We start from the raw sequence: 15,015 nt of genomic DNA on the forward strand, positions 1-15,015 counted from the left end.
AAGCCCCCGGAAGGCCCCCGGATGGCCCCGGAAAGCAAAGCGTGCAGTGGCCATCGGTCTGGTCGATTACGATCCTGAACCATGAGCACGTCAGACCAGACACGGGCAGGCCTCACGCCGCGCCAGGCCCGGCGCATACGGATCGCCGCGGCCTCGGTGCTGATGGCCGCGGCGGCCGCAGTGCTCGCCGTACGCCTGGCGAGCCGGTCGTCCGTCCTGGTCGTGGGGGTGTACGGGCTGCTGCTCGTCCTCTGCGGCCTGGTGATCGAACTCAGCAGGCGCGGACGGACCCGGCTCGGCAGCTACCTTCTGGCCGTCGGCCTGGTGGCCGCCCTGGTCATGGACTGGGTGGTGCTTGCCTGACCGGTACGGGGTCGTCGGACGGCTCCTCGCGCAGCCCGTACCGCTCGTGCATCCTCCGCAGGCGCGGCGGCGCCCACCAGGCACGGCGGCCCAGCAGCGTCATCGTCGCCGGGACGAGGAACATCCGGACCACGGTCGCGTCGATCAGCACCGCGAGCGTCAGACCGAGCCCGATCTGCAGGATCGGTGAGAAGCCGCCGGTCATGAAGCCGCCGAAGACGATCGCGAGCAGCAGCGCCGCACAGCTGACCACGCGGCCCGAGCGGCGCAGCCCCTCGACGACGGCGGCACGGTGGTCGCCGGTCTCCAGCCACGTCTCCCGCATCCGGGACAGGATGAACAGCTCGTAGTCCATGGCCAGTCCGAACGCGATCGCGATGATCAGCGGCGGCGCGGTCAGGCTCAGCGCCCCGAGCCCCTCACCGCCGAGCAGCCCCGCGAGATGCCCGTCCTGGAACACCCACACCACGACGCCGAGCGCGGCGCCCAGGCTGAGCAGGGTGGTGGCGAGCGTACGCAGCGGGAGCAGCAGCGAGCCGGTGAAGGCGAAGAGCAGGCCGAACAGGGCGACGAGCACGGTCAGTACGGCCCAGGGCGCGCGCTCGGCGAGCATCGAGCGGAAGTCGACGAGACTCGCCGCGTTGCCGGTGACGCGGACGGGTTCGTCGCCGCGGAGGTCGCGCACCTGCTCCACGAGCCGGGTGGCGGTGGGACCGTCGACGGAGCCGGTCGGGGTCAGTTCGAGCAGGATCGTGCCGTCGGAGAGCCGCTCGCCGTCGGCCGCCCTGATCCCGGGCAGGGCACGGATCTTGTCCTCGCAGTCGGGTTCGGCGCCGGGGCCGATGAGCACCTGGACGGGGTCGGTGTCCGTCCCCGCCGGATAGTGCTCGCGCACGGTGTCGTACAGCTGCCGGGCCTCGGTGTCGTGCGGGAGCTGCCGCGCGTCCCCGATGTTGATCCGCATCCCGAAGGCGGGCAGCGCGAGCAGGGTGAGGACGGCGACGACGGTGGTCGTCACGGCCAAGGGGCGCCGGGCGGAGAAGAGGGCGAGGCGCGCGAAGAAGGCTCCGGGCTCAGGGGCCTGGTCTGACTTCGCACGCCACCAAGTCGGCTTGCTCGTACGGGACTTCGACCCGGCCGGTGCGATCTTGCCGCCGAACAGGGCGAGCAGCGCGGGCAGCAGCGTCAGCGCCGCCAGCATGTCGACGACGACCACCGCACCGGCCGCGAGGCCCATGCTGCGCAGGAACGGGCTGGGGAACCAGACGAGCCCCGACAGGCTGATGGCCACCGTCAGACCGGAGAAGAGGACGGTGCGCCCGGCGCGGGCGACGGTCGCGTGCACGGCCCGCGCCACGTCGTCCGTCTTCCCCCGTTCCTCGCGGAAGCGGATCACCATCAGGAGCGCGTAGTCGACGGCGAGGCCGAGGCCGAGCATGGTGACGATCTGGACGGCGTAGACGGAGATCTCGGTGAACTGGCTGAACCCGTACAGGGTCAGGAAGGCACCGGCCACGGCGCTCACGGTGACCAGGAGGGGCAGCCCGGCGGCCCGCAGCCCGCCGAAGATGAGCAGGAGCACGACCAGCACGGCGGGCAAGGTGATCAACTCGGCCTGCGCGACGTCCTCCTGGGCCCTGCCGCCCATCTGCTCGCCGAGCAGCGGCCCGCCGCTCACCGCCACCTCGCCGGCGCTGATCTCCCGGAGGCGGTCGGCGGCGTCGCCGACGGCCTCTTCCTCGGCGTCGTCGTCCAGGCCGCCCTTGAGGGCGACGGGGATGAGCAGGGCCTTGCCGTCCTGGGCGACCAGGCCCCGGGTGGTGTACGGATCGGGCACCTCGGCGATGCCCGGCTGCTTCCGTACGTCAGCGACGGCGTCGCCCACCTGCGCGCGGAGCTGCGGGGTCTCGACGGCGGACGCCGACACGACGGCGTTGAAGTCCTCGCCCTCCGGGGTGAGTTCGGCGAGGCGCTCCTCCGTGACGACCGACTCGCTGCCGGGGACGTCCTCGACCGACGAGGTCAGGTCGCCGAAGACCCGGGTGCCGAAGCCGAGGCCGAGGACGAGGAGAAGGAGCCAGATGAGGACGACGGTTCGTGGGCGTCGGGTCGCTGTGCGGGCGAGGGCGGCCAGCATGGCTCTGCCTCCTCCATGGACGGGGTCCGGGTCGCCCCTCAGCGTCGCCCCGTGCCCGTGTGCGGCGGATCGCCGTGGCGGGCGGTCTTGCCGTCTCCCCCGTGCGGGGTAGGTCTCCGTCGGGCGGGGGAGGGCCGGGGAAGGCAGGGGAGGGCCAGGGAGGTCACGGGAGAAGCGGCGGCAGTTCGACGGCGGGGGGCCTAGCTCCCCGGGATCACGAGCCCCGTCTCGTACGCGCAGATCACCGCCTGCACCCGGTCCCGCAGCGCCAGCTTCGACAGGACGTTGCTGACGTGCGTCTTCACCGTGTGCTCGCTGACCACGAACGACGCCGCGATCTCCGCGTTGGAGAGCCCCCGGGCGAGCAGCCGCAGCGTCTCCTCCTCGCGGGCGGTGAGGACCGCGAGGCGTTCGGACGGCGACACGGCGGGTGCGCCGGCCTCCGTGCGGCGGCGCCGGACCACGTCGGCCACCAGCCGCCGGGTCACCGAGGGCGCGAGCAGGGAGTCCCCGGCGGCCACGACCCGGACCGCGTGCACCAGGTCGTCCCTGCGGACGTCCTTGAGCAGGAAGCCGCTCGCCCCCGCGTACAGCGCCTCGTACACGTACTCGTCCAGGTCGAAGGTGGTCAGCATGACGACCCGGCAGCTGGACTGCGCGCACACCTGGCGGGCCGCCTCGATGCCGTCCATGCCCGGCATGCGGATGTCCAGGAGGATGACGTCCGGGGCGTGCCGGCGCACCGCCGCCACCGCCTCCGCGCCGTCACCCGCCTCCGCCACCACCTCGATGTCGGGCTGCGCCTCAAGGATCATGGAGAAGCCGCTGCGCACCAGCTCCTGATCGTCGGCGACCGCCACCCGGATGCTCATCCCCCAAGGATGCCGTGGGCAGCCGTACGGCGACACGGAATCCACCATCGGGACCGTTCCCGGCCTCGGCGGTGCCACCGCAGGCGGCGGCGCGTTCATGGATGCCGACGAGTCCGTGCCCCACGCCTTCGTCGGCGGAGAACCCGGCTCCGTCGTCCTGGACCTTGAGCGTCAACTCAGCTGCGGACCACCCCAGTTGGACGGTCGCCTCCGTCGCTCCCGCGTGCTTGACGCAGTTGGTCAGGGCCTCCTGGACGATGCGGTACGCGGCCACCTCGACGTCGGGCGGCAGCGGGCGGGGCTCGCCCGTCTCGCTCAACTCCACGCGCAGGCCCGCCCGTTCGACCAGCGCGGTCAGCTCCGGGAGCGCCGCGAGTGTCGGCTGCGGGACGCGTCCGCCGTCCCCCGGGGCCGACGACTCCCTCAGTACGCCGAGGATTCGCCGCAACTGCACCATCGCGTCGCGCCCCGCGCCCGCGATCGCGTCGAACGCCCCCACCGCACGGTCCGGGTCGCTGCGGACGACCACGGGCCCCGCCTCCGCCTGGACCACCATCAGGCTCACCGCGTGGGCCAGGATGTCGTGCATGTCGCGGGCGATCCTGGAGCGCTCCTGGCTGACCGCCCGCGCCGTCTCGGTGGCGCGCTCCCGCTCCAGGCGCCGGGCCCGGTCCTCCAGGGCGGCGGTGTATGCGCGCTGCACGCGGGCGAAGGCCCCCAGGGCGTACGCACTGATGAGGCTGAGCAGATGGAAGGGGTATTCGTACGGCTCGGCGTGCTCCTTGAAGGTCATGGTCACGGCGGCACCCATCAGCCAGCCGACGAGCATGAAGCGCCGTTTCAGCGGTGTGCTCAGGGCGGCCACGGTGTAGAGGGCGACCATGCCGCCGAAGCAGACGTCGGGCGGCGGCCGGTGGTAGAGCGCCATGGCGGGCGTGAAGACGGCGATCAGGGCTGCGCAGGCGAAGGGCGCGCGTCGGCGCCAGATCAGCGGCACCGCGGTCCCGGCACCGAGGGCGAACCCGGCCGCGCTCAGCTCGTCGCCCCCTTCGTCGGGGAAGAGGAACTGGAGCGAGACGGCGAAGAGCACCACGGCGGCGAGCGCGGTGTCCACCGCGTAGGGGTGGGCGGTGCGCAGCCGGGACAGCGCGAGGAAGGGACGTTGCATCGGGCGGCTCCTCGGGGCAGGAGGCCGTGCCAGTATCGCGGCGGCCCCGCGACGCTGTCCTCACCGGTGCGGGGGATATGTGCGGGGCGGTCCGGGGCCGGGCGCCGTCCGTGAGGTGTCAGGACTCCAGGTAGCGCAGCACCGCGAGCACCCGGCGGCTGTAGCCGGTGGTGTGCGAGAGATCCAGCTTGTCGAAGATCATGTTGAGGTTCTTCTCGACCGAGCTCTGCGAGATGTGCAGCTTCTGCGCGATGGCCGCGTTCGTGTGGCCCTGCGCAAGCACCTCGATGACGCTGCGCTCGCGGGGGGTGAGGCGGGAGAGGGGGTCGGTGTGCGTGGTGCGGATGACCAACTGCCGTACGACCTCGGGGTCGATGGCGGCGCCGCCCGCGTGGATGCGCTCCAGCGAGTCGAGGAACTCGTCGACCTGCGCGACGCGGTCCTTGAGGAGGTAGCCGACCCGCTCGACGTTCGAAGTGAACAGCTGGGCCGCGTAGTTGCGCTCCACGTGCTGGGAGAGCACGAGCACGCCGACGCCGGGCCAGCGCTTGCGGATCTCCACCGCGGCGCGCAGCCCCTCGTCGGTGTGGGTCGGCGGCATCCGGATGTCGGTGACCACGATGTCCGGCGTCTGCGTCTCCATCTCACGCAGCAGCGAGACGGCGTCACCCACCCCGGCGAGCACCTCGTGGCCTTCCTCGGTGAGCAGCCGGATCAGCCCTTCTCGCAGCAGGGTCGAGTCCTCGGCGAGAATTACGCGCACGGCAGCTCCGCGGTGATGGTGGTGGGGCCCCCGACGGGGCTGTGGACGTTCAGGCTGCCGTCGAGCGCGGCCACCCGGCTGTGCAGTCCGGTCAGACCGCTGCCCGCCGGATCGGCGCCGCCGACACCGCTGTCGCGGACCAGGATGGCGAGGGACGTGTCGTACGCCTTGACGCTGACGAAGATGTCCTCGGCCGACGAGTGCTTGGCCGCGTTGGTCACGGCCTCGGACACGACGAAGTAGGCGGCCGTCTCCAGGGACGGCGCCAGCGGCTCGGGAACGTCGTACTCCATCCGTATCGGGATGCTGCACCGCTCGGAGACCCCGCCGATGGCCTCCTGAAGACCGAGGTTGTCGAGCGCCGACGGATAGACCCGCCAGGCCACTTCGCGCAGTTCGGTGAGGACTTCCCTCGACTCCTTGTGCGCCTGCTCCAGGAGGGCGTCCGCCTGCTCCGGAGTCTTGCTGCGGCGGGCCCGCCCGAGCAGCATGGCCAGCGCCACGAGCCGCTGCTGGACGCCGTCGTGCAGATCGCGTTCGACGCGCCGCCGCTCCGTGTCCACCGCGTGCACCACCGCGGCGCGGCTGGCGGCCAGTTCGTCGATGCGCCGCTCCAGGAGCTCGCGCTCCGAGGGCCCGAAGCACTCGCGGGCCAGGCGGGCGTCCAGGGCGGCCAGTGAGTGGAGACCCTGTACGTCGAGGAAGAGCAGGACGCCGCCGAGCACCACCTGGGGCAGCAGCTCCTGCCAGGTCATCGTGGACCGGGCGACGCCCGCGGCGAGCAGCCCGGCCAGGACGACGCCGAAGACGAGCAGTCCGACCACGACGCCGCACAGCAGTCCGGTGTACGTGCGGGCCGCGAGGTAGCGCAGCACCTGCTGGTCGGAGGCGTGGTGCTCGGGGAACCTGTCGTGGAAGAAGACCGAGCGCCTCGAACGTTCGAGGGCGGCGAGCCTGCGGGCCCCCGCGGCGAGCAGGGCGTAGGCCCTGCCGCGGGTGCGCGGCCACAGCAGGAAGGCGCCGAGCAGGGCGCCGGCCAGGATGAAGTACAGCAGGCCGAGCAGGGCGGTGAAGCAGCTGAGCAGGACGCCTGCGGCTTTGAGGAGGCGCGCCGTCGGCTTCACCGCCAGGTCCCCCGTCACGCCTGCCGACACTAATGCCGCCGCACCGCCGGGGCAAGATCGCTCAGCAGGGGCGGGAAGGGGACGGGGGTTCGGCGCGTTGCCTGTCATCGCCGCGGGTCAGGACGTACGGCGGTGCTGGGGCTGCGCCTGCGGCCGCTTCTTGGACCGGACGCGCATGACCACGTAGACGGCGATGGCGACGACGACCAGGACGAGGACGGCCTTGGAGAGGAAACCGACGTAGGTCTCCACGGCGTCCCACTGGTCGCCCAGCCAGTAACCCGCCATCACCAGGACCGAGTTCCAGACCAGGCTGCCCACGGTGGTCAGGGTCAGGAAGATCGGCAGCGGCATGCGCTCCACACCGGCCGGGACCGAGATGAGGCTGCGGAAGATCGGCACCATGCGGCCCAGGAGGACCGCCTTCGTGCCGTGCTTGGCGAACCACTGCTCGGTGCGCTCCAGGTCGGAACCCTTGACCAGCGGCAGCTTGGCCCAGATGGCATGCATGCGCTCACGGCCGAACAGCACGCCGATCCAGTACAGGACGGCGGCGCCGACCACCGAGCCGAGTGTCGTCCAGAACAGCGCGGACGCCAGGCTGATCACGCCCTGTCCGGCGGCGAAGCCGGTCAGCGGCAGGATCACCTCGCTGGGCAGCGGCGGGAAGAGGTTCTCCAGGGCGATGGCGAGACCGGCGCCCGGACCGCCCATCGTGTCCACGAGGTCGGCCGCCCAGCCCGCGATGCCGCCCGCGGGTTCCTGGGGGAGGGCGAGAGTCACGAGATCCATGCGGTTTCTCCAGGCTGGCGGGACGGCGGCTGCGGCACAGCCACCGGGATTCATCAGCAACGCTAGGAACCGTGGATCAGCGGCGGTATGCGGATTGCCGTCGAGCAGGGTGGGGATTTCCGCAGGGTCGCGGGACGGTCGGGGCAACGCGAAAGGGCTTCTCGGAAAACCGAGAAGCCCCAGGTCAGCGACCTAATCGCTAGTGCGCCGCCAGGGACTCGAACCCCGGACCCGCTGATTAAGAGTCAGCTGCTCTAACCAACTGAGCTAGCGGCGCGTGCTGACTCGAAAATAATACCCGGTCCTGGAGGGTGCTCCGAACCGCCCGCGTTCCCCCGCTGCTCGCCCCGGGGGCCCGCCCCTAGATCGCCAGCGAGAGCAGCACCGGCGCCGCCCCGCGATTGAGCGTCTGGGCCGCTTCGCGCAGCCGGTGCGCGTGCTCCACCGGCAGGGAGAGCGCGAGGCAGCCGACCGAGGAGCCCGCGGTGATCGGGACGGCCGCGCAGACCGTGCCGACCGCGTACTCCTGGAGGTCGAGGACCGGGACCGTGGCGGGCTGGGCGGCGAGGCGGTTCAGGAGGACCTTCTCGTTCGTGATCGTCCGCGAGGTGAGGCGGGCCATCTTGTGGCGGGAGAGGTGGTCCCTGCGGCCGTCCAGGTCGAGCTGGGTCAGCAGGCTCTTGCCGACCGCGCTGGCGTGCGCGGAGGAGCGGAAGTCCACCCACTCGTTGACCTTCGGGGTGCAGGGGCCGTCCGCGCAGTCGGTGATCTTGATTTCGCCGTCTTCGTACCGGCTGATGTAGACGGCCGCGCCGATCGAGTCGCGCAGCTCGTCGAGCGTCACCTGGAGCTTGTCCCGCAGTGCCTGGTCGCGGCGCTGGGCCGAGCCGAGCCGGGTGAGGGACTCACCGGTCACGTACGCACCGTCGGCGATCTGCTCGACGTACGCCTCGCGGCGCAGCATGCGAAGGAGGGTGGCCAGCTGGGGGGCGGGAAGTTTGGTCTGCCGGGCCAGCTCGGCGTCGGTCACGCCGGCTTCGTGCCTGGCGACGATCTCGAGCACCCGCAGGGCGCTCTGTACCGAGTGCTGCGGCGTGGTCGGCTCGTGCTTCAGCGCCACGGCTTCCCCCTGCGTGGAACGGTTCCGGACAGCTGGGCTCCGTCCCACGATAGCCGCCAAGGGGTCACTATGGAGCGGCTGTTGACCAGATTGGTGGCGCGCTCCGGCTCCGTCAGCAGGAACGCGCCACCCTGGCATATGCCAACGTCATCACCCAAGGCCATGGCCTGGTTGATTTCGCCACGCGGTCACAGGACCGCGCTGAGGAACTCCCGGGTCCGCTCGTGCTCCGGCTCGGTGAAGATCTTCTCCGGTGTCCCGGCCTCGATGACCCGCCCCGAGTCGAACATCAGGACCTGGTCCGAGATGTCACGCGCGAAGTTCATCTCGTGGGTCACACAGAGCATCGTGATGTCCGTGGTGTGCGCGATGTCCCGCAGGACGTCGAGGACACCGGCCACCAGCTCGGGGTCGAGCGCGGACGTGACCTCGTCCAGGAGCAGCACCTGCGGGCGCATCGCCAGGGCGCGCGCGATGGCGACGCGCTGCTGCTGGCCGCCGGAGAGCTGGTTGGGGTACTTGTCGATGTGCTCGGTGAGCCCGACCAGTTCCAGCAGCCCGCGGGCGCGCTCCTCGGCCTCGTCCTTGGACAGGCCGAGGACGGTGACCGGGGCTTCCGTGATGTTGCGCAGGACCTTCATGTTCGGGAAGAGGTTGAACTGCTGGAAGACCATCCCGATGTTCTTGCGGACCTCGCGGATGTACTTCTCGTTCGCCGGCACGAGCTTGCCGTTCTTCTCCTCGTGCGTGAGGTAGCGCCCGCCGACCTTGATCGTGCCCTCCTCGGGCTTCATCAGGGTCATGAGCAGCCGCAGGATCGTGGTCTTGCCGGATCCCGACGGGCCGATCAGCGTGACGTGTTTGCCCGAGTCCACCGAGAAGTCGAGCTCGTCCAGGACGGTGTTCGCCCCGAACCTCTTGGTGACCTTGTCGAAGCGGATCAGCTCGCTGCCGTCCACCGCCGGATTGGTCGTTTCCTTGGGGGTGCTTTCAGACGACAAGACGACGCTCCAGAGCTCGGAGGAGGAGGGAGGACGGGTAGGCGATGACGATGAAGGCGATGCCGACGACGGTCAGGGCCTCGGTGTACTGGAAGGTCTGCGCCGCCTCGAGGCGCGAGCGCTGCAGCAGCTCCAGTACCCCGATGCTGGCCAGCAGCGGGGTGTCCTTCAGCATCGCGATGACGTAGTTGCCGAGCGCGGGGATCACGCGGCGGATGGCCTGCGGCAGGATCACCGCGGTCCACGTGTGGCGGTAGGGCAGGCTCAGCGCCGTGGCCGCCTCCCACTGTCCGACGGGTACGGCCTCGATGCCCGCGCGATAGACCTGCGCGGTGTACGTCGAGTAGTGCAGGCCGATCGCGATGATGCCGGTGGTGAGGGCGGAGAACTGGACGCCCCACTCCGGCAGCACGAAGAACAGGAAGAACAACTGCACGAGCAGCGGGGTGTTGCGGATGAACTCGGTGATGATGCCGACCGGCCACCGCACGAAGCGGCTGGGCGCGCGGAACGCGAGCGCCCACACCAGGCCGACCGAGAACGAGATCAGCGAGCCGAGGGCCAGGATCTGCAGGGTGGTGAGGACGCCGTCCCAGAAGTGCGGCATGAAGTCGGCGACCGCACCCCAGTCCCACTTGTCAGTACCGTTGTTCACGCGCCACCGCCCCCTGAGCTCTTCGGAACCTGTGAAGTCGCCAGCTGCTGGCGGAAGTTGAGCTTGCCCATCAGGCCGCCGCGCGGCTCGGGCTGCTGGCCGATGCCGGCCTTGGTCTTACGCTCCAGGGAACGCATTCCGCGCGTCAGCAGGAACGCGAGCACGAAGTAGATCACCAGGGAGATCGTGTAGATCTCGGCGCTCTCGGTGGTCGCCAGGCGCACCAGGTACGCGGCGAACGACACGTCGCCGATGCCGAGCAGCGAGACCAGGGCGGTGCCCTTGAGGAGCTCCACCAGCAGGTTCGAGAACGGCGGGATCATCTCCGGGATGGCCTGCGGCAGCAGGATCAGACGCATCCGCTGCCACGGACTGAAGCTCAACGCGACCCCCGCCTCGCGCTGTGCCGGAGCCACCGAGTTGAGCGCGCCGCGCACGATCTCGGCGCCGTACGCACCGTAGGAGAGCCCGAGGGCGAGCACGGCCGCCCACATCGGGACCAGCGCCCAGCCCACCAGCTGCGGCAGGACGAAGAAGATCCAGAACATCAGCACCAGCGAAGAGGTGCCGCGGAAGACCTCGGTGTAGAAACCGGCCAGGAAGCGCACGGTGCGCAGCCGGTGGGTGCGGGCGATGCCGATGCCGAAGGCGACGACGGCGGCCAGGGCCGCGCTGTAGATCGTCAGCTGGATGGTGATCCAGATACCGGGCAGAACCCAGTGTTCCCACAGTCCCGCTGTCATTTGCACAGCTCCTTAGCGGTGAGCGTGGTCATCTCGTCCTTGGTGAAGCCGAACGGCTTCAGGATCCGGAAGAGCTCGCCGCTCTTCTTCATCTTGTGGATCTCCACGTTGAAGGCGTCGCGCAGTTCCGTGTCGGTGGGCCGGAAGGTGAAGCCGCCGCCGTCGATCTGCTTCTCGCCGTCGACGATGGGCGCGAAGGCCTCGGTCGCCTCAGCTTTCGTGCTCTTGCGGACCACTCCGCGGCCGGTCAGCGCGGTGCCGGCGAAGAAGTCGATGCGGCCGGCCTCGACGGCGTTCATGCCCGCGACCGGGTCCTGGAAGATGGAGATCTCGTCCCGCTTGTAGCCCGCGGCGATCCCGTAGTCGATCTCAGCGTAGGCGGGGCCCGTGCCCATCTTCGCCTTGATCTTGAAGGCGTCCTGGTAGTTGTAGATCTTCTTCGGGTTGCCCTTGCGGACGATGAAGGAGTCCAGCATCTGGTACTCGGGGTCGGAGAAGATGACCTGCTGACAGCGCTCCTTGTTGATGTACATCCCCGCCGAGACCACATCGAACTGCTGCGTGGTCAGGCCGGGAATGAGTGAACCGAACTCGGTCGCCACGGGCTGGACGCTGTCGACCCCCAGGCGCTTGAAGATCACTTTCGCGAGCTCCACCGCCTCGCCGGTGAACGCCCCGTCCTCGTCGATGTACCCGTACGGCGCCTCTCCCGCGATCCCGAGCCGCACCGTCCCCTGCGACTTCAGGCGCGCCAGCGTGTCCCCGGTGGGCACCTTGCTGCAGCCCGCCGCGCCGAGCGCGCCCACCGCACCTACCGCGGCCGCGCCGAACAGGAGTGATCGTCGGCGGATCCCGATGTTCCGGGGCGCCGCACCGGGCCCCGTGCCCGGGGCACGGGGGCTCTCTGTCTCATTGCTCTCTGGGTCGTTCCAAAGTGGTGGAGCCATGGGCGCGCGGCTACCCGACTCGACGCAAGATATGCGGGCCAATTTCAGCCCCTGATGCAATCGTTGTGGTCTTGACCCAGGGAGGAGCATGGGACACATGGCAGACCGATTCATCGAAGTCTCCCTCGCCAAGCGGGGAGTTCAGTGCACGGCAAAGCTGCTCGACGACCGGGCCCCGGTGACCTGCGCGGCGGTGTGGGAGGCGCTTCCGCTCAGCGAGGACGTCTATCACGCGAAGTACGCCCGCAATGAGATCTACGCCCTCTTTCCGGCTTTCGCGGACCGCGAGCCGCCCCTGGAGAATCCGACAGTCACCCCCATCCCCGGCGACCTCTGCTATTTCTCCTTCAACGGGACACAGCTGGGCACGCAGGCCTATGGGTACGAACCGGCCGCGGACGTCAAGGCGGGTGCCACGGTCGTGGACCTCGCCCTCTTCTACGAGCGCAACAACCTGCTGCTCAACGGAGACGTCGGCTGGGTCCCCGGCATCGTCTGGGGCCAAGTGGTCGAAGGCCTCGACCAGATGGCCGAGGCCTGCAACGACCTGTGGCGCGCGGGCGCGCAGGGCGAGACGCTGAATTTCCGCAGAGCGTAGGCCCCGCCTGCGCACCCGTCCGCGGGTTCAGCCGATGGAGGGCGGCGCGATCCTCGCGCCGCCCGCTTCGTACAGCGCGTGCGCGGCCCGCAGGACGGATGCGTCGGCGTGTCGCGCCGCCACGATCTGCACGCCGATGGGCAGCCCGTCCCGGTCCACCCCGCAGGGGACGGTCGCGGCCGGCTGCTGCGTCATGTTGAAGGGGTACGTGAACGGAGTCCATCCCGTCCACCGCCGATGGCCGGAACCTTTCGGTACCTCGGCTCCCGCCTCGAACGCGGTGATCGGCAACGTCGGAGTGATCAGAAGGTCGTACGTCTGGTGAAAGCGGCCCATGCGACGGCCGAGCTCCATGCGTACGTCAACTGCGGCAAGGTAGTCGAGCGCGCTGGCCCGGGCGCCCTGCGCACAGATCTCCCGCAGCCCCGGGTCGAGCAACTCACGGCGGTCCGGCGGCAGGTGCTGGATCACCCGCGCCGCGCCGCTGAACCACAGCGTGTGGAAGGCCTCCACCGGGTCCGTGAAGTCGGGGTCCGCCTCCTCGACGTACGCACCCTGCGCCGCGAGGGACTCCACGGCCCGGCGCACGGCCGCGGCGACCGCGGGCCGCACCGCGACCTGACCGCCGAGCGAGGGGGAGTACGCGATGCGCAGTCCGCGTACGCCGCCTTCGATACCCGCGCGGAAGCTGCCCTCGGCCGGACCCAGCTGCGACCAGTCGCGCCAGTCCGGGCCGCTGATGACGTCCATCAGGAGCGCCGCGTCCGCCGCGTCCCGCGTCATGGGGCCGACGTGCGCCAGCGTGCCGAACGCGGACGCGGGGTACAGCGGCACGCGTCCGTACGTCGGCTTCAGTGCGAAGATCCCGCAGAAGGAGCCCGGGATGCGCACCGAACCGCCGCCGTCCGTGCCGAGCGACACCGGCGCCGCGCCGAGCGCCACGGCGGCCGCGCTGCCGCCGCTGGAACCGCCCGCGGTGCGCGAAGGGTCGTACGGATTGCGCGTGATCCCGCTCTGCGGGCTGTCGGTGACGCCCTTCCAGCCGAACTCGGGCGTCGTCGTCTTGCCGATGAACACCGCGCCGTGCTCGCGAAGCCGCGCCACCGACGGCGCGTCCTCCTCCCAACTCCCTTGCTCGCGAACGGTTTTGGAGCCCCGCAGGGTCGGCCCGCCGCGCTGCAGCAGGATGTCCTTGACCGAGACGGGCACCCCGTCCACCAGACCCCGCGGCTCACCCCGCCGCCAGCGCTCCGCACTCGCCTCCGCTTCCGCGAGGGCGTCCTCGGCGTCGAGGCGCACGAAGGCGTTCACCGCGGGCTGTACTTCCTCGGCCCTGCGCAGGGCCGCCCGTGTCGCGTCGACCGGACTGAATTCGCCCTTGCGATAGGCGTCGACGAGTTGTACCGCGGTGAGATCCGTGAGCTCGGTCATGCACGCTCCTCAAGGGGGAGGGAAGTGGCTCGGGGAATGATCAATTCCCGGGTACATACCCGCGTTTCTTGTCGACCACGTTCGAGAGGGGCCGCCCGGCCGCCCACTCCTCGTACAACTCGACGAACTGTGCGCCCAGTTCATCGCGCCAGCCGACCGTGTCGCCGCTCATGTGCGGGGACACCAGGAGCCCCGGCGCCGTCCACAGCGGGCTGTCCGCGGGCAGTGGCTCGTGCTCGAAGACGTCGAGCGCCGCGCCCGCGATCCACCGCTTCGACAGGGCGGCCGCGAGAGCGTCCTCCACGACGAGCGCGCCGCGCCCGATGTTGATGAAGCGCGCGGAGGGCTGCATCATCCCGAACCGCCGCTCGTCGAACATCCCGCGCGTGTCGTCCGTCAGCGGCGCCGCGCACACCACCCAGTCGGCGCGCGCCATGAGCCGGTCGAGCTCGTCGGGGCCGTGGACGCCGGCCCGCGCGCTGCGGCCCACCAGGGCGGTGATGATCCCGAGCCCCTTCAGCATGCGCACGATGGCGTGTCCGATGGGGCCCGAACCCACGACACACGCGCGCGTTCGGGCGACTCGCTGGGTCTCGCGGTGCTGCCAGGTGCGCTCGCCCTGGAGCTGGAGGGTGCGCGGCAGGTCCTTGGCCATGGCCAGGACGAGGGCGGCCACGTACTCGGCGATGGGCTGGTCGAAGACGCCGCGGGCGTTGGTGACCAGCGTGTCGGAGCGGGCCAGCTCGGGGCACATCAGGCGGTCCACGCCCGCGCTCGCGGTGTGCACCCAGCGGGGCCTCGGCCCCTCGCCGGGCCAGGCCAGACGCACCGCGTCCGAGAGGAAGTCCCACACCAGGAGCACATCGGCGTGGGGGAGTTGGGCCGCCAGGGTGTCCGCGTCCGCGTGCAGGATCCGGGCGCGCCCGGTGAGGCTGCCGAGGCGGGGCGGCGGGGCGGGGGAGGGGGCGTCAAGGACCAGAACGGTTGTTTCAGACATCGGACCAGACATCGGATCAGACATTGATTCGGACATCGAGGAGAAACCGTTTCGCAATGAGAGTCCGCTTCCCTGAGATTTGTGTCGGCCAGAGCCGTCTGAGATGCGCGGATTGACCACGCTCGCACCTGAAACTACCTTCGTCAACAGAGGTGCTCTATCACAAGCACCCCGCGACTGAGTACGCTCCGTACGAGGCCGTAGCACTCTCTGTAGCGCTTTCTCGGCGCCTTCTGCCCCGTCCCGACGTCCCGGCGCGTCGCCGGTTTCGCATCTCCCGGCCCCGGCCGGTCCCTCCATTGCA

General features: G+C 70.3%; 15 protein-coding genes and 1 tRNA gene. 2 read left to right on the forward strand and 14 right to left on the reverse strand.

The window, feature by feature from the left end:
• The first annotated feature begins 81 nt into the window (after nucleotides 1–81).
• Nucleotides 82–363 carry a hypothetical protein gene (locus ACIGXX_RS19280; protein ID WP_351164700.1) on the forward strand — a complete coding sequence of 94 codons (282 nt, stop codon included), beginning with the start codon at nucleotides 82–84 and terminating at the stop codon, nucleotides 361–363.
• Here ACIGXX_RS19280 and ACIGXX_RS19285 read toward each other — a convergent pair.
• From ACIGXX_RS19285 to ehuB, 12 genes are all read right to left on the reverse strand, one after another.
• Nucleotides 338–2,500 carry an MMPL family transporter gene (locus ACIGXX_RS19285; protein WP_399977105.1) on the reverse strand — a complete coding sequence of 721 codons (2,163 nt, stop codon included), beginning with the start codon at nucleotides 2,498–2,500 and terminating at the stop codon, nucleotides 338–340. The genes ACIGXX_RS19280 and ACIGXX_RS19285 overlap by 26 nt on opposite strands.
• Before the next feature lie 200 nt (nucleotides 2,501–2,700).
• Nucleotides 2,701–3,372 (reverse strand): response regulator transcription factor, encoded by a 672-nt coding sequence (locus ACIGXX_RS19290; protein ID WP_351164697.1) that lies wholly within the window; start codon nucleotides 3,370–3,372, stop codon nucleotides 2,701–2,703.
• Nucleotides 3,305–4,540, reverse strand: a complete 1,236-nt coding sequence (locus ACIGXX_RS19295; RefSeq protein WP_399977109.1) for a sensor histidine kinase — start codon at nucleotides 4,538–4,540, stop codon at nucleotides 3,305–3,307. Before ACIGXX_RS19295 ends, ACIGXX_RS19290 begins: the two co-directional genes overlap by 68 nt.
• A gap of 118 nt (nucleotides 4,541–4,658) precedes the next feature.
• Nucleotides 4,659–5,303, reverse strand: coding sequence for a response regulator transcription factor (locus tag ACIGXX_RS19300; protein ID WP_351164695.1), 645 nt, complete (start codon nucleotides 5,301–5,303; stop codon nucleotides 4,659–4,661).
• Nucleotides 5,294–6,445 (reverse strand): sensor histidine kinase, encoded by a 1,152-nt coding sequence (locus tag ACIGXX_RS19305; RefSeq protein WP_399977113.1) that lies wholly within the window; start codon nucleotides 6,443–6,445, stop codon nucleotides 5,294–5,296. Before ACIGXX_RS19305 ends, ACIGXX_RS19300 begins: the two co-directional genes overlap by 10 nt.
• Before the next feature lie 99 nt (nucleotides 6,446–6,544).
• Nucleotides 6,545–7,219 (reverse strand): DedA family protein, encoded by a 675-nt coding sequence (locus ACIGXX_RS19310; protein ID WP_351164693.1) that lies wholly within the window; start codon nucleotides 7,217–7,219, stop codon nucleotides 6,545–6,547.
• A 203-nt stretch (nucleotides 7,220–7,422) separates the two neighbouring features.
• Nucleotides 7,423–7,496, reverse strand: a tRNA-Lys gene (locus ACIGXX_RS19315).
• Between the two features lie 84 nt (nucleotides 7,497–7,580).
• Nucleotides 7,581–8,339, reverse strand: a complete 759-nt coding sequence (locus ACIGXX_RS19320) for an IclR family transcriptional regulator (RefSeq protein WP_399977117.1) — start codon at nucleotides 8,337–8,339, stop codon at nucleotides 7,581–7,583.
• Between the two features lie 188 nt (nucleotides 8,340–8,527).
• Entirely contained in the window at nucleotides 8,528–9,340 is an 813-nt protein-coding gene (gene ehuA / locus ACIGXX_RS19325; protein WP_351164689.1) for an ectoine/hydroxyectoine ABC transporter ATP-binding protein EhuA, read from the reverse strand.
• Nucleotides 9,330–9,947 (reverse strand): ectoine/hydroxyectoine ABC transporter permease subunit EhuD, encoded by a 618-nt coding sequence (gene ehuD, locus ACIGXX_RS19330; protein ID WP_351164811.1) that lies wholly within the window; start codon nucleotides 9,945–9,947, stop codon nucleotides 9,330–9,332. Before ehuD ends, ehuA begins: the two co-directional genes overlap by 11 nt.
• A 44-nt stretch (nucleotides 9,948–9,991) precedes the next feature.
• The gene (gene ehuC, locus ACIGXX_RS19335) at nucleotides 9,992–10,738 is read right to left on the reverse strand and encodes an ectoine/hydroxyectoine ABC transporter permease subunit EhuC (protein WP_351164687.1); all 747 of its coding nucleotides are present in this window, start codon (nucleotides 10,736–10,738) and stop codon (nucleotides 9,992–9,994) included.
• On the reverse strand, nucleotides 10,735–11,589 hold the full coding sequence (ehuB, locus tag ACIGXX_RS19340) for an ectoine/hydroxyectoine ABC transporter substrate-binding protein EhuB (RefSeq protein WP_361470669.1): 855 nt from the start codon (nucleotides 11,587–11,589) through the stop codon (nucleotides 10,735–10,737). Before ehuB ends, ehuC begins: the two co-directional genes overlap by 4 nt.
• A gap of 193 nt (nucleotides 11,590–11,782) precedes the next feature.
• On the opposite strand from ehuB, the gene ACIGXX_RS19345 reads away from it, so the two are divergent.
• Entirely contained in the window at nucleotides 11,783–12,283 is a 501-nt protein-coding gene (locus ACIGXX_RS19345; RefSeq protein WP_351164686.1) for a DUF3830 family protein, read from the forward strand.
• Between the two features lie 27 nt (nucleotides 12,284–12,310).
• Here ACIGXX_RS19345 and ACIGXX_RS19350 read toward each other — a convergent pair whose 3' ends face one another.
• Together ACIGXX_RS19350 and ACIGXX_RS19355 are read right to left on the reverse strand one after the other, a co-directional pair.
• Nucleotides 12,311–13,714 carry an amidase gene (locus ACIGXX_RS19350; RefSeq protein ID WP_351164685.1) on the reverse strand — a complete coding sequence of 468 codons (1,404 nt, stop codon included), beginning with the start codon at nucleotides 13,712–13,714 and terminating at the stop codon, nucleotides 12,311–12,313.
• A 40-nt stretch (nucleotides 13,715–13,754) separates the two neighbouring features.
• Nucleotides 13,755–14,711, reverse strand: coding sequence for a D-2-hydroxyacid dehydrogenase (locus ACIGXX_RS19355; RefSeq protein WP_351164684.1), 957 nt, complete (start codon nucleotides 14,709–14,711; stop codon nucleotides 13,755–13,757).
• Nucleotides 14,712–15,015 lie beyond the last annotated feature (304 nt).

It is taken from the genome of Streptomyces sp. NPDC055243, from assembly GCF_044544025.1.
GTDB lineage: Bacteria > Actinomycetota > Actinomycetes > Streptomycetales > Streptomycetaceae > Streptomyces.